Origin of the sequence: Sphingomonas sp. BK580, assembly GCF_014194975.1 — a bacterium.
Classification (GTDB): Bacteria; Pseudomonadota; Alphaproteobacteria; order Sphingomonadales; family Sphingomonadaceae; genus Sphingomonas.
Genome location: NZ_JACIAY010000003.1, coordinates 330,416 through 343,286, shown reverse-complemented (window position 1 = coordinate 343,286; position 12,871 = coordinate 330,416). Strand labels below are relative to the sequence as shown.

Annotated in this window: 23 protein-coding genes; 20 read left to right on the top strand and 3 right to left on the bottom strand. The window is 67.5% G+C overall.

What is annotated here, in order from left to right:
• Positions 1–175: 175 nt before the first annotated feature.
• From FHY05_RS08185 to FHY05_RS08115, 15 genes are all read left to right on the top strand, one after another.
• On the top strand, positions 176–661 hold the full coding sequence (locus FHY05_RS08185) for a hypothetical protein (protein WP_183943877.1): 486 nt from the start codon (positions 176–178) through the stop codon (positions 659–661).
• On the top strand, positions 661–912 hold the full coding sequence (locus FHY05_RS08180; protein ID WP_183943876.1) for an amino acid ABC transporter substrate-binding protein: 252 nt from the start codon (positions 661–663) through the stop codon (positions 910–912). Before FHY05_RS08185 ends, FHY05_RS08180 begins: the two co-directional genes overlap by 1 nt.
• Positions 913–929: 17 nt before the next feature.
• Complete coding sequence (locus tag FHY05_RS08175) at positions 930–1,328, top strand: hypothetical protein (RefSeq protein ID WP_183943875.1); 399 nt, start codon at positions 930–932, stop codon at positions 1,326–1,328.
• Complete coding sequence (locus tag FHY05_RS08170) at positions 1,309–1,488, top strand: hypothetical protein (RefSeq protein ID WP_183943874.1); 180 nt, start codon at positions 1,309–1,311, stop codon at positions 1,486–1,488. The genes FHY05_RS08175 and FHY05_RS08170 overlap by 20 nt, the downstream gene beginning before the upstream one ends.
• Positions 1,489–1,490: 2 nt before the next feature.
• Positions 1,491–1,697 (top strand): hypothetical protein, encoded by a 207-nt coding sequence (locus FHY05_RS08165; protein WP_183943873.1) that lies wholly within the window; start codon positions 1,491–1,493, stop codon positions 1,695–1,697.
• A 2-nt stretch (positions 1,698–1,699) separates the two neighbouring features.
• Positions 1,700–2,140 (top strand): hypothetical protein, encoded by a 441-nt coding sequence (locus FHY05_RS08160; RefSeq protein ID WP_183943872.1) that lies wholly within the window; start codon positions 1,700–1,702, stop codon positions 2,138–2,140.
• 22 nt (positions 2,141–2,162) lie between these two features.
• Positions 2,163–2,516 (top strand): hypothetical protein, encoded by a 354-nt coding sequence (locus FHY05_RS08155; RefSeq protein ID WP_183943871.1) that lies wholly within the window; start codon positions 2,163–2,165, stop codon positions 2,514–2,516.
• Positions 2,503–2,700 (top strand): hypothetical protein, encoded by a 198-nt coding sequence (locus FHY05_RS08150; protein WP_183943870.1) that lies wholly within the window; start codon positions 2,503–2,505, stop codon positions 2,698–2,700. Before FHY05_RS08155 ends, FHY05_RS08150 begins: the two co-directional genes overlap by 14 nt.
• Positions 2,697–2,939 (top strand): hypothetical protein, encoded by a 243-nt coding sequence (locus tag FHY05_RS08145; RefSeq protein WP_183943869.1) that lies wholly within the window; start codon positions 2,697–2,699, stop codon positions 2,937–2,939. The genes FHY05_RS08150 and FHY05_RS08145 overlap by 4 nt, the downstream gene beginning before the upstream one ends.
• A 161-nt stretch (positions 2,940–3,100) precedes the next feature.
• The gene (locus FHY05_RS08140) at positions 3,101–3,889 is read left to right on the top strand and encodes a hypothetical protein (protein WP_183943868.1); all 789 of its coding nucleotides are present in this window, start codon (positions 3,101–3,103) and stop codon (positions 3,887–3,889) included.
• A 279-nt stretch (positions 3,890–4,168) separates the two neighbouring features.
• Positions 4,169–4,375: a hypothetical protein gene (locus tag FHY05_RS08135; protein WP_183943867.1), complete on the top strand. Its 207-nt coding sequence runs from the start codon at positions 4,169–4,171 to the stop codon at positions 4,373–4,375.
• Positions 4,376–4,688: 313 nt separating this feature from the next.
• Positions 4,689–4,883, top strand: coding sequence for a hypothetical protein (locus tag FHY05_RS08130; RefSeq protein WP_183943866.1), 195 nt, complete (start codon positions 4,689–4,691; stop codon positions 4,881–4,883).
• Positions 4,883–5,383 carry a dATP/dGTP diphosphohydrolase domain-containing protein gene (locus FHY05_RS08125; protein WP_183943865.1) on the top strand — a complete coding sequence of 167 codons (501 nt, stop codon included), beginning with the start codon at positions 4,883–4,885 and terminating at the stop codon, positions 5,381–5,383. Before FHY05_RS08130 ends, FHY05_RS08125 begins: the two co-directional genes overlap by 1 nt.
• A gap of 193 nt (positions 5,384–5,576) precedes the next feature.
• Complete coding sequence (locus FHY05_RS08120; protein WP_183943864.1) at positions 5,577–5,879, top strand: DNA ligase LigA-related protein; 303 nt, start codon at positions 5,577–5,579, stop codon at positions 5,877–5,879.
• Complete coding sequence (locus tag FHY05_RS08115) at positions 5,880–6,353, top strand: hypothetical protein (protein ID WP_183943863.1); 474 nt, start codon at positions 5,880–5,882, stop codon at positions 6,351–6,353.
• 63 nt (positions 6,354–6,416) lie between these two features.
• Here FHY05_RS08115 and FHY05_RS08110 read toward each other — a convergent pair whose 3' ends face one another.
• The 3 genes from FHY05_RS08110 to FHY05_RS08100 all read right to left on the bottom strand — a co-directional run bounded on the left by FHY05_RS08110 (position 6,417) and on the right by FHY05_RS08100 (position 8,363).
• Positions 6,417–6,686 carry a hypothetical protein gene (locus FHY05_RS08110; protein WP_183943862.1) on the bottom strand — a complete coding sequence of 90 codons (270 nt, stop codon included), beginning with the start codon at positions 6,684–6,686 and terminating at the stop codon, positions 6,417–6,419.
• Positions 6,687–6,776: 90 nt separating this feature from the next.
• Positions 6,777–6,953, bottom strand: coding sequence for a hypothetical protein (locus FHY05_RS08105; RefSeq protein ID WP_183943861.1), 177 nt, complete (start codon positions 6,951–6,953; stop codon positions 6,777–6,779).
• A gap of 858 nt (positions 6,954–7,811) precedes the next feature.
• Positions 7,812–8,363 (bottom strand): hypothetical protein, encoded by a 552-nt coding sequence (locus tag FHY05_RS08100; protein WP_183943860.1) that lies wholly within the window; start codon positions 8,361–8,363, stop codon positions 7,812–7,814.
• A gap of 183 nt (positions 8,364–8,546) precedes the next feature.
• Between FHY05_RS08100 and FHY05_RS08095 the strand changes: the two genes are divergently transcribed.
• The 5 genes from FHY05_RS08095 to FHY05_RS08075 all read left to right on the top strand — a co-directional run bounded on the left by FHY05_RS08095 (position 8,547) and on the right by FHY05_RS08075 (position 12,866).
• Positions 8,547–8,855, top strand: a complete 309-nt coding sequence (locus FHY05_RS08095) for a hypothetical protein (RefSeq protein WP_183943859.1) — start codon at positions 8,547–8,549, stop codon at positions 8,853–8,855.
• Positions 8,856–9,362: 507 nt separating this feature from the next.
• Positions 9,363–9,536 (top strand): hypothetical protein, encoded by a 174-nt coding sequence (locus FHY05_RS08090; RefSeq protein WP_183943858.1) that lies wholly within the window; start codon positions 9,363–9,365, stop codon positions 9,534–9,536.
• Between the two features lie 788 nt (positions 9,537–10,324).
• Positions 10,325–11,041, top strand: a complete 717-nt coding sequence (locus FHY05_RS08085) for a phage tail protein (protein ID WP_183943857.1) — start codon at positions 10,325–10,327, stop codon at positions 11,039–11,041.
• A gap of 5 nt (positions 11,042–11,046) precedes the next feature.
• Positions 11,047–12,669 carry a hypothetical protein gene (locus FHY05_RS08080; RefSeq protein WP_183943856.1) on the top strand — a complete coding sequence of 541 codons (1,623 nt, stop codon included), beginning with the start codon at positions 11,047–11,049 and terminating at the stop codon, positions 12,667–12,669.
• On the top strand, positions 12,666–12,866 hold the full coding sequence (locus FHY05_RS08075) for a hypothetical protein (RefSeq protein ID WP_183943855.1): 201 nt from the start codon (positions 12,666–12,668) through the stop codon (positions 12,864–12,866). The genes FHY05_RS08080 and FHY05_RS08075 overlap by 4 nt, the downstream gene beginning before the upstream one ends.
• Positions 12,867–12,871: the final 5 nt, after the last annotated feature.

The window sequence follows — 12,871 nt, the reverse complement described above, 5'->3', positions numbered from 1 at the left end:
CCTTTCTAACCCGCTCCGACTTCGTCCGCGCTCATGCCGACGAGGTCGCAATCGCTGCGTGCCTCGGTCTCCTGACCGTCCGGCACGACCAGCAATCATGGGGCCGTGCGTGGCGCATCACCGCCGCCGGCCTCGCTCTCCTGGGCATCCCGGAGACACCGAAGGAAGTCATCCCATGAAGTTCCGTTTCTCCAATCCCTTCCGCACGATCGCCAACCTCCGCGCCGAGCTGGCCTCGTCCCGCTATGAGGCCGCCAACCTGGCCGACCAGCTCCGCTTCGTCCGCTCGAACCGCGACAACTACCGCCAGTCGGCCGCGCTGCTCTCGCAGGCCCTCCAGGTTGCCGACCAGGCCCTGGACGCCTTCATGGTGGAGCGCGAGGTCCTCAACCAGGTCGTCGACACCCACATGGACGAGCTGGGCGACCTCGGCGCCGCGATCGACGCCTACAAGGACGAGCGCATCGACCAGGCCCGCGACACCGTGACGGTCGTCGACTACGTCAAGCGCGTCGAGGCCGCCCTGGGCGCCGCAGGCATCACGATCGAGGACACCCTCGAAGGCCCCGCGGTCGTCGTCGAGCAGGCGAAGATCATCGAGTCCATTCGCACCTCGATCCCGACCGTGCCCGGCTTCAACCTCATCCGCGCCGCGGCCTGATGTTCGCCGCCGTGCGCCGGTTCGGGGGTGCCTTCAAGCACCTCCTGACCGCCAAGGACGGCAGGACCTACACGCCCGCCCGCGTCTACTGGCTCCTCGGGGCCCTGACGCAGGTCGGCCTGTCCATCTGGCACACCGTGGCCCTCCAGCAGGCCTTCAGCTCCACCGACTTCGGGACGGGCATGGGCCTGGTCTTGGCGGCCGGCGGTGCTGGCGTGTGGCTCACCCGCAAATCCGAACCCGACGACTGACGCCTAAGGAGGCAACCGTGCTCGACCCCAACACCAACTACCAGACCAGGTCGGGCCTCCGCGCCCGCATCGTCTCCGACCAGCTCGGCGGCGACTACCCGCTCGGCGTGCTCGTCACCCTGCCGGACGGGCGCGAGAGCTTCGCCAGCTACACGGCCGAGGGCCGCGAGTGGACCGATAGGGAGTCGCCGTCCGACCTCATCACGCCGCCGGTCGTTCGCGTCCAATACTGCAACCAGCTCCGCGACGGCTCGCTCGGGACCGTGGCTGACTACGTGCCCACCGCGCCCCGCGGCGGCTCGTCGGGCCGCATCGCCATCCTGCGGATTGAGACCCAGATCGAGCCCTCGATCCTGCCGCCGGTCTTCTCGGTCCACGAGGCTTTCACGGGAGCCGATGCCGACAGCCTCGTCTGAGACCTTCCGGCGCCCCGATGGCGCCTGGAGCTACCGCATCCTCGTCGACGGCACGCCGCGGCTGACCTCCGGGCCCTTCCAGCTCCAGCACGACGCTGAGCGCTGCGGCCGGCACATCGCCGCCGACCCCCTGATCCTGCTCGACTTCCTCACGAGGTAATCATGTCCCGCTACGTCACCCTCCCGCGGTGCGGCTGGGTGCCGTCCGTGGACCCTGACGACCACCACAAGGCCCCGGAGACGCACCTCCCGGACCTGACCGTCGACGGCCCTCGCGACCCTGTCGCCACCGGCCTCCTGGACCCCTCAGGGCGCCAGCTCTTCCGCCTGCCCGAGCCGCTCGGCTTCCATCATCCTCTCAAGGACTGACGATGTTTCCCTTCATCACAACGAAGCTGCTCGGCTACCTGTCGGGCGGCCTGGGCGCCTTCGCGCTCGCTGCGGGCGCCTTCGGGGCCGTGCAGACCCATCGGCTCCACGAGACCCAAGGCACCGTCAAGGTCCTGCGGGACTCGATGGCCCGAGCCGACAACGCCTTCGCGACGGTCGTGACCGCAGCCAACGAGCGCGGCGAGGCCCTCAAGGCCCGCGACGGCATCATCTCGGAGCAGACCGCCTCCATCGACGCCATCCAGGCCCAGCGGTCCGCCGACCGGGCCCGCTACGTCCGCTCGATCGTGGCCGCCGACGACGGCGCCAAGGTCCACGAGGCCCGCGCCGCCGAGCTGGTCCGCCAGCCCACCGTGGCGCCCGCCGATCGCTGCGAGGCCGCCCGGACCCTCATCATCCAGGAGCTTCAGAATGTCCGCTAATCCCCGGCGCCTCATTGCGCTCGTGGCTGACGGTCCGACGTTGATCGGTCAGCTCGCCCGCTACTGGGCCATCCGCGGCTTCGTCTTCGTGACGCCCGCGCTCGCCATCGCCTGCGCCCCCGCCAAGGCGCCGCTCCCGCAGCTCAACGCCGCGCCGCCGGCTCCCGTGATCGCCAAGGTCGCCGTACCGGTGGCCTGCGAGATCGAGCAGGTCCCGGCGCCCGCGTATCCCGGCGAGCTGATCCGCGACAACGACGACATCTACGCCGCCTCGCGCATCGCCATGGCCGACCGCCGCGCCCGGATCGCCGAGCGTGACCGCCTACGTGCCGCCAACTCCAACCCTTGCCCAGGAGGCGCCAGTGCTCCTCGGTAACAACCGCGGCCCGAAGGTCGCCTACGAGGTCCGCTACCAGGGCGGCCGGAAGACCTTCGAGCGCCTGGAGGGCACCAACCCGACCGAGTGCGCCCGAGCGTTCGCCGAGCAGCAGCGCGAGGAGCCCAAGGGCTGGGCCGAGATCGCCCGCGTCACCACCGAGATCGTGGAGCGCAAGCGGTGAGGATCACCCGTATTCGCGTGCCCGCCTCCTGGCTCACCGAAGGCGGCAGCACGCGCCACCTTCCGGCCGAGTTCACCCTCGGGCTGGGGCCCTGCGGCCTCACCGTCACGACCCTCCAGCTCTGGTGGAGCGACGGGTGCCTCTGCATCAAGCAGTCCCACACGGACGGCACCGTCAAGCGGTTCATCTACCCGCTCACGCAGCTTCATGGCCGCGTCGAGGTCGAGTACGGCGGATGAGTAGCGACTTGCCCATCCGGGCGCTCTGCCACAATCTGTATAGAGCGGTGGCTGCGTGCCTCATGCTCCACGCGATCCCGGTCGCGACCCCCATGCCTCCCTTCATCATCCCACAACCGCCCCGGTGCCGTTTCGCGCCGCGGTGAACCCGTAGGCACGACATGACCACCCAACTCCTGATCGACGCGGACTTCGTCCTGTACCGCGATTGCTGCGTCGTGCGCCGAGACCACGTCTGGACCAACCAGGCGGGCCAGAAGGTCCACACGCAGTCCGCCAGCGAGGACGAGGCGCTCGCCAAGTTCACGCAGTCCGTCGAGGGCTACGTCACCAAGCTCTACGCCGACGAGGCCATCCTTGTCTTCTCGGGCGAGGCCAACTTCCGCAAGGAGGTGTGGCCCCAGTACAAGGCCGGCCGCGCCTCGCTGAAGCCTCCCGCCTACTGGGCCGTCATCGACAGCCTGCGGGACGCCGGCAAGTACCGCGTCGTCTCCGAGGCCTGCTTGGAGGGCGACGACTACATCGGCATCCTGGCGACGCGCCCCTCAGGGACCCGCCGGGTCATCGTGTCCGAAGACAAGGACATGCAGACGCTGCCCAACGCCGAAATCTGGCGTCAGGACAAGCTCGTCGAGACCACGCCGGAGAGCGCCGACCACTTCTGGCGCCTCCAGACCCTCATGGGCGACACGACGGACGGCTACTTTGGATGTCCCGGCATGGGCCCGGTGAGTGCCGCCAAGGTCCTCGCGAAGGCCGGAGACCCCTGGGAGAACATCCTGGAGGCCTATCGCGCCGGATGCCGCAAGAAGCCCGAGGCGCTCGACAAGGCCGGCGTGGAGACCCCCGAGGACCTCGCGCTCCTCAACGCCCGGCTCGCCCGCATCCTTCGCCACACCGACTGGGACGGCACGCACCGCCGCCCGATCCTCTGGAGTCCCGAGGCATGATCGACGCCCTCCTCAACGTACTGCTCTTCGTGGTGCTGGAGCTGGCCGCGCTCCTCCTCTTCAATCCGAGCTTACAATGACCGCACCGCACCCCAAGCACCCCCACGACTGGATCGCTGCCGGCAACATCTTCGGAGGTGACGCCGACTGCGCCCGCTGTGGCGCAAACTCGTGGGACGTTTCGTTCCGCTCGGAGTGCCCCAAGCACCCGGCCGTCCTCACCCGCAACCTCTCGGACTTCGCATGGGCCGAGTGGGTCGAGACCGGGGGGCTTCCCGAATGACCCAGCCTGCCGACCACCTGGACGCCCAGGCCCAGGAGCTGCGCTCGATTGCTACGGGGGTGCTCCAGTCGGGGCGCCCCTTCGACGTCGCGTGGCCGAACGGGGGCCGCAAGACCCTCTACGCGCTCACCGCCCAGAACATCCTGGAGGACGCCGAGGCGTTCGAGCGGGACGCCGTGAAGCTGCGGGCCCTGCATAGCTGACCGACATCTAGCTGTACGACGACTTCGGCGAAGCGAGGCGAGTCGCTCCCAGATAACGGCCCTCGAACAAAAACCGACGCACCAGCTATGGCGCTGTATGGGGCTAAACACCCCTATATGTTGTGCTTTGGCCTCGCGGTGTGTCGGGCGTCGGTATTGCTCCGTACCGCGACTCGCCGTAAATCGAAGCCATGCCGCATTAGCAATCGCGGCCTTAGACCTGAACACGTGACCAGACTTGAAGTGTCCGGGCGGCCGATGATGGCTGCTTTCGGAAGTGATGAACTGCGCTTTGCGCCCTGGAGACACTGATATGCCCGAATTGAACACGACCCAGTCCGTCGAGATGTTCGACGAGGACGGCTTCGATACCCTTACCGTCGTCGACATGGGCGAAGGTATCTTCGCTCTTTCGCAGCTCGCCGAGGACGGCACGTTCCACAACAACGTCATCGGCCCCGAGCAGGCCGAGCGCCTCATCAAACATCTCATCAAGGTAATGGGCTAATGCTCTCCGACAACTACTGGTCTCACCAGCGCTCCAAGGGCCTGGACGGCTACGCCAAGAGCCGTAACGCCCTCACGGCCGCGGCGCTCGACGGGGTTCCGCTGGCCGACCTCGGCAACGAGAAGAGCGAAGAGCCGCCCGCGGTCGACCTTTCAGTCCTCTCGCTTCCGGACGACGACGCCAAGCGCGGCGAGTACCCGATGGCGGACGGCCTGCTCGACTACTTTCCCAACGCGCTCGCCGAGATCGCGAAGGTCTCGAAGATCGGCAACGACCAGCACAATCCCGGCCAACCCATGCACTGGGCGCGGGACAAGTCGACCGACCACGCCAACAAGATCATGCGCCACCTGGTCGACCGTGGGCGCCTCGACGGTCGCGGGGTGCGCCACACGGCCCGGCTCGCCTGGCGGGCCCTCGCGATGCTCCAGACGGAGATCGAGCAGGAGGAGGGCTTCCCGCAGTCCCGCCGCTCGACCGGCCAGGCTCCGATCCAATGACCAGGATAGACGTGATCGTATGCCCGAGCTGTAAGGGCATTGGGCACCAGTCCCACCACGAGTACACGAGTTATCATCGGGGCGAGTACGACGTGATCTTCTCCGACTGCCGCGCCTGCTCCAACTCGGGGCTAGTCAAGCAAACCACCGTGACGACCTATGAGCCCTTCGTGGCCGGACGTCCCGACCAGCGATGATCGAGGCGGCCTGGGGCTCCCCGATCGAGGTTGAGCGCCGTCGCCGCATCCGGCTGGCCGTCTGGGCCTACGCCTACGAGTTCCTCGACGTCTCCCTCGTCAGCGACCACCGCTTCGACGAGGAGGCCCAGCTCGTCGACCTCAAGGTCTCGACGGGCCATCGCCAGCTCGACGCCTTCTTCCGCAAGCACTTCCAGGCCTACACGGGCCAGTGGGTGCGATCCCATCCAGACCTGAGGCGCCTTGCCGCCTACACCCAGGCCGTCGTGGACGGCTTCCAAGCACAGAAAGCTCCCTGAATGTCCCTCACCGGCAAGCTCATTCTCGCGGCCCTCGCGGCCGTGCTCGCGGTCATCTTCGTGCCGCCGCTCCTGGCGACCCTCCTGGTCCTCGGCTTCCTCGTGGGCCTCTTCGGCGCCTCGGTCGCGCTCTGGGCCGTCGTGCTCCTGGGCGAGCGCTGGTACGACGAGGGCCTCGGGGCCTACAACTACCTCGACGCCCTCGACGATGCCCTCAACGACGTCTTCCGGGGCCTGCGGCGCCTGTTCGTCCCCAAGGCCCGCCCGAGCCTGAAGTCGCGTCTGGTGGCCTCCTGGCCGCTCCTGTCACGCCGATTGAAGCTCGCCGGGGCACTCACCCTAGGGAGCCCCGTGCTCCTTCTCGGCTTCCTGGGCGACGCGCTGCGCTTCGGCTTCCCGCGGGCCCTCCAGGACCTGCGTGACCTGCTCGTCCGTCACGTCCCCTACATCTGGCGCGGCGAACGCTCCTTCTGACCCTACCGACCCTCAGTTCCTTCGCGGAGCTGGGGGTCTTTTTTCGAGTGTCAGGTACGCACGTCAGCGGATTGCGTCGCCGAACGCGATGAACGCGCAACCGACGACGAGCACGAGCATGAGCGGCCACATGATCCTGCCGACCGCATACGCAAAGAGCGCGAGGATGGCGGACGGCACCCAGCCGAAGCCGAAGCCGAGGAGGAAGCCATACGTGTACATGCAGTACACCCAGGCACCGAAGAAGGCGATGGCCGCGGAGATGCCGCCAACCCAGCTACCAATAGCGGCCTGGAGGCGCTCGTCTGCGATGTGTCTCTGGGCTGGCGTCATGGCCGTCAGCATATCGCGGCCCGCCGGCAAGAGAAAGGGCCCGGCAGGTCATCCCCCTACCGAGCCCTCTCTGTTTCCTGCCGTCTCGTCCTAGCACATGCCCAGCATCCGCCTGAGGTCCTCCTCGCTCAGAACGAGGCTCTGCGCCTCGCCGTCGACCTCCTGGAACAGCACGAACATGCCGTCTCCCATGGCCTCCGCGTATCCATCATCCAGCGCCACGCGCAGCGCCCGACCGACCTCTCCCAACGCATCACTGTCCACCACGACCGTCTTTTCCCTGCACGATCCGAGCGCGACTCACCCGTTCCCCGTGTTCTACTTTCGTTCCGCGATGTAGGAAATATCCTCAGTCGGGACCGATGGGACGAATGTGCAACACCCGATGAGGCCCGATGGCGCGACGGGGCCTTGTCGCCGGGGGGTGGAAACCAGCTTCACAGACTGGTCGACGGTTTTTAAGCAAAGCCCTGGACATGACACGCCGCCCCCGGCTCGAAAGCCAGATTGGACGCGCCGCCAAGCGCTATCCCCTTTCAGCGCGGGCCCTGTGGGCCTCAAGCTGCCTATGTGAAGTCCGGGTTTCCACACCCTGCGAGCGCCCTACGGGTGCCCGCGGTTTGTCGCTAGAGTCCGCGCGGTTAACAAGCCCCTAACGCTGACCTAGCGAGTCTTTTTCGTCACACCGGGTCACGGGTCGGGGACGGGGAGGCCTGCGTGGGCCCTCTGGTCCGTGTTGAGCCATAGGCCGCGCTTCTCCAGCTCGGCCATGCAGGCCTTCTGGTCCTCGCCCGTGCTATGGACGCAGCGAATGATGAGCGCCCAGTCCTTGAGGCACTCCGGAGGCACGAGCCGCGAGGTCATCGGACCTGCTCCAGGCGCCCGTCGCAATACTCATCGGGGCACCGCAGCGAGCGGCCCTCCAGGTGCTTGCGGGTGACCCGAGCGGTCCAGCCGCACTCGTCGCAGCACGTCTTGAGGTAGCGGGTCGACTGCGGGGCCTTGGGGGCCGGCGAGGGGGCTGCGAGGGCCGTCATGCGAACAGCTCCGAGAGGGAGTCAGCGAGCGACCATGAGGCCGCGGCGAGGGCGCCCAGGAGGACGCTGGCGTGGAGGACGTCGGCGATCACAGCGACATCGCCAGGGCACGCACCCGCGCCTTGAAGAGCGGCTCGATAGCGGCCTTCAGGTTCTCGCAGGCCCCGTCACGCACCCGGTGACCGCGATCGTCGTGGAGCACCACGCCATAGTGGACGCCGCGGCGCACCCATGCCGTCGTGACGCGCTCGTGAGACGGCGAGGCCCAGAAGCGGTACGTCTTGCCCGTATCGGCCGAGACGATGACCCCGAGGTCGCTGTGGGTCCGCGAGGTGCCGTCCTGGATGCGGCAGGGCTTGGCGTCGTCGAACGTGATGGTGTGACCGGGCTCAGGATCGGCCTCGTAGGGATCAGCAATGGGAGCGACGGTCACCTTACCGTTCGCAATCGTGATTTCCGCCCAGCCGGACAGCTCGTTGCCCCGGTAGATGCGGCGGCCCAGCGTCTTCCCGCTCGGGTGGGCGTCCATGCCGTGCTCTGCGAGCCACTCGTGAGCGTCGCCGACGTACAGGAAGTCGCGCGGGCCATCCTTCGGCGATGGGGCGAGGGCGGGGTCGATTGAGGCGCTGTACGTGGTCATCGGGCTTCTCCTTCGAGGCGCCCGTGATCCCGCTGGACCCGTCTGCGTTGTGGGACAGTCTGTATATGCGGGAGAACGTGTACACAAGCCCCAACGTTCCGCAGTAGCGGACTATCCCGACTCGGTTCGTCGCAAATGTCGCCAGCTCGTGACCCGAAGGCCCTCGCAGGGTATTGAGGGCCCATGGACTACTCGCAGCAGCACATCCGCCCCACCGGGCCCTCCGAGGCCACCTGGAGCCAGAACCTCGCGATGCTGTGTCGAAGGGAGATCGACGGGGGCCGGCTGGTGCGTGTGGCGCTCCCAGGCGCCTCCCAGCCCATCCTGGTCGAGGATGCGTACGACTGGGCCCAGATGCTCGTCATCGTCGACCCGCAGGGCCGCTCGTACCACACAGCGAGCCCGGCCGGCGTGGTCGTCCTCTGTGACCCGGTGACGCCCTCGAAGCCCGGCGAGAAGCCCTACTGGATGAGCGTCGACGAGCCCGACTGACACGGGGGAACCGGGCGGCCCACGGCAAGTTATGCGGTTGAGACTGGAGCATAATCCCCCGACCCGGTGAACTCCCCAACGCCGTGCTCCAGCCGCCCGCCGAGGGTGAAACTTCTGCCATCCTCGGCGGGCTCTCGCCTTACTCCAAGGCTTGCGGCGCTAGGGTCGCACAGCGCCCCGCACGGCCTCGTAGGCGCGCTCCAGGCCATGCCGGCGCCCGATGTCCACCTCGGCGCTCAAGGCCTCCCAGAAGGCCCTGAGGAGCGCCCTGTCGACGCCCAGGCCCATGAGGCACCTGAGAGCCAGGCGTAGCCCAGCGTCCTCCCTCGGAGGCTGCTCGATGGCCTCTCGCAGGATGTCGAGGGATAACTCTGTGACGACTCGGCGGGACTTCGGGGACATGGTGTGTCCGGGAGAACACATGAGGAACAGAATGTGAAGGGCTGACGTACGGGCCCGATGGACGCCGGGGGCCGTTAGGTCCTTCGAGTGACCAGGAGACACACGATGGCCGAAGTAGAGACGAGTGACGGCAAGGTCCTGGTGTATGCCGGGACGCCCAGCCGGTGCTGCATGGCCCTGGAGAGCCACGAGGCTATCGACCTGGCCCAGCAGCTCATTGCAGCGGCCGTGGACGTGAAGCCCGCCGCCAAGTTCCGACCGGGTCTCGTGAGGGCCTGAGGTGCCGGCGAGAGCCTGCTCGGTCCCTCTGTTCCTAGTTAGCTAATGTAACCTCATCCCGGCTCTCTCCACTGGGCCTAATGTCCCCGGCGAGGGGCAGGCAGGCCTGCTCGATCGGCCGCAATGTCATGGCCCGACGAGGGGGAGTGGGGGACGCAGCAGCATCTGCATCCAGTGCCGACCCCAGGACTTCCGCGGCTTTCAGCCCAGGTGGGGGACGACGTGGAGGGGGAATAGCTGCCACGGGTCCCCTGCCGGGGGCGGACGGGAGCCCGCTGGGATCGAGGCATATCGGGCTCGAAATCGACGGCTTCGCTCAGCGCCGGAAATGCAGGTCCGAGCCTGCTCAACAGCGCGGTTTCCCTGGAGTTTTCAGGCCCTCGCCGGACCCTAAAGCCCCTCGCCGGCATCACCCGATTATTTTTCGGGTCCCATCCGGGTCCCATGCGGCGCCCCGCCGGCCCTGATAGGCACCACCCCGCCCCTTTCAGACGACCCCGTGCCTTAGCAGCTCAGGGGACCCCAGGGGACTCCCCGGCCACCCCGAGGCACACTCAGGCCCTCCCCGGAACTTGATCCAGATTTAATCCCACCGTATGCACAACTGTCTGCATCTGCGGACTGTCGTGCCCCTTAAGGCCCCTCAAGGACCCTTATGGGATGGTCTTATTGTATATCATCAAAGACCCTTAAGGACCCTCAAGGGCCCTTCAGTCTCTCGATGCTCGCCTAGATGTGAGCCACCAACGAAATCACCATCGCAGGCCGTCCGGGCCCTCAGGAACCCCATGGCCCTCGAAACTGCCCAGTTCGTCCACCAGCTCAATCCGTCCTACCCCGCCGGGTCCGATCGGCTGAAGCAGGGCGACGACCACATCCGTCTGCTCAAGGCGGCCCTCCAGGCGACCTTCCCGAACATAAAGGGCCAGGTGGACGTCAGCCACGACTTCCTCAACGCCCTCAAGTCCCAGCTCATCCCGGTGGGCACCATCACGCTCTTCTCGGGCGCCGCGGCCCCTTCGGGTTGGGGCATCTGTGACGGCACCAGCTACGCCAAGGCGGACGGCAGCGGGACCCTCGTCTCGCCGGACCTCCGCGGCCGAGTGGCGATCGGCGTCTCTGCCGACAACGCCCTCCTGAGCCTCGCCGGCCAGAACGAGCGGACCGTCACCTCCGAGGTCGCCGGGGCCCACACGCACACCGCGAGCGCCGCGGAGGCCGGAGCCCACACGCACACCGTCTCGGGGTCCGTGGGGTCCAGCAAGGCCGGCGTGACCGCGACCACCTCGACCCGCTCGGTCGACGGGGGCAGCTCCGCGACCAACCTCGTCACCGGGGTCACGATCAACGATCCGGGCCACAGCCACACCCTCGACGCCTCGACGGCCCAGGCCGGCGCCCATACTCACGGGATCACGGTCGAGCAGGCCGCGGCCCACAGCCACTCCGTCAAGGTCGACGTGCGTCAGCCCTCGATCGCGCTCCACTACATCATCAAGCTCTGATCCACATGCCCATCTTCCCGGTACGCCGGCTGGGGGCAGGGGGCATCATCGCGGACGCTCACCCCGCCGACATTGAGGACCCCGCGGTCTTCACGGCGGGCGTCAACGTCCGCTTCAGCAACGGCCGGGTCTCTCGGGGCCCCGTCGCTCGCACGATCGCCACCCTCGACTTCCAGCCAGGCCACGCCCTCGCGATCCCTCCCAGCTCGGGCGGCTACGACGAGATCATCATGGTCTCGAACGACTTCGGCAAGGTGAAGCGCCTGAACGGCGGCTCGCTGGAGGACCTCACCCCCGAGGGCCTCGTCGGCGTCCAGGACGCCAAGCCTATCACGAGCTGCTTCCTCGGCGGCGTCTCCTACATCAGCCGCGAGACGCACCACCCCATCTACAAGACGCCGAACGACGACCGCTATGCGCCCCTCACGGGCTGGCGGGCCGGCGACCGCGCCAAGGTCCTGCGGGCCTACAAGGACCAGCTCGTCGCCTTAGGGATCACCAAGGGCGGCGCCTTCTACCCGACCATGGTGAAGTGGTCCGACATCGCGACCTTCGGGGGCCCGCCGGGCTCCTGGGCGACCGACGACCCGACCAACTCGGCCGGCGAGAACATCGTCAACGAGATGCAGCACTCGTTGGTCGACGGCCTAGCGCTCCGCAACAGCTTTATCCTCTACTGCACGAACAGCGTGTGGAGCATGGACTACACGGGGGGCATGGAGGTCTACCAGTTCACCAAGCTCTTCGACGAGTCCGGGGTCATCAGCCCCAACTGCGTCGTCCAGGTGGGCGGGCAGCACTTCGTCTTCGACAAGAACGACATCTACGTCCACGACGGGATCGCGCCGCGGTCGATCGCTGACGGCAAGGTCCGCGAGTTCGTCTTCGACGCGCTCGACACCAGCCGCTCGCACCTCTGCTTCGTCACGCACGACAGCAAGCTCAGCGAGGTTCGCTTCTGCTACCCCTCGGCCGACCGGCTCGTCAGCTTCCAGAACCCGACGACCGGCTGCAATCGCGCGGCGGTCTTCAACTACGCCAACGGCACCTGGACGTTCTACGACCTGCCCAACGTCACCGGCTACTGCCGCTCCTCGCTCATCTCGGGCGCGAACTGGGACGACGATCCCGACGTGACCTGGGACGACGCCGCCGGCCTTTTCAGCTCCACCGAGGGCGATGAGAGCCAGCACGGGATGTACGTCTCGCCGTCCGACCCCTCGCAGGGCCTTAGTGCCCCGCGGCTCTACGGCTTCGACCTGGTGAGCGGCGGTCTCCTGACGAACCTCGCCGAGCCCGAGGCTCTCAAGCCCGCGTTCGTAGAGCGAACCGGCATCGACCTGGACATCGCCGGGAAGAACCTGACCCAGTACGTCCACATGCAGGCCATTTGGCCCCAGGCGTCCGTCGAGTTCCCTCAGGACGCCTACTGGCAGTTCGGCGGCAACGACCTCGTCAACGCCGAGCCCGTCTGGAGCGAGCGGCTGACCTACGATCCCGCGACCGAGGCCAAAATCGACATCAACGAGGCCGGCAAGTACCTCGCCTACCGCTTCGGCGTGGGCGGGACGGGCGACTTCAAGCTCTCGGGCTTCGACATCCAGCTCGTCACCCGAGGCCGCCGATGATCGACCCCGTCGACCTCGCGGCCATGCGGGCCCGAGTGGCCTCGCTGATCCCCTACCGGCGCAATCCGCGCCCCGTGGGCCCCGACAGCTTCCCTCCATTCGTGGAGCGGGAGCTGCAACGGGCCGCGGTCACCACCGCCGCGATCGTCCAGTCCCTCAAGGACCTCGACGAGCGGCTCGCCGCGCTCAGCGGCTGATCCAA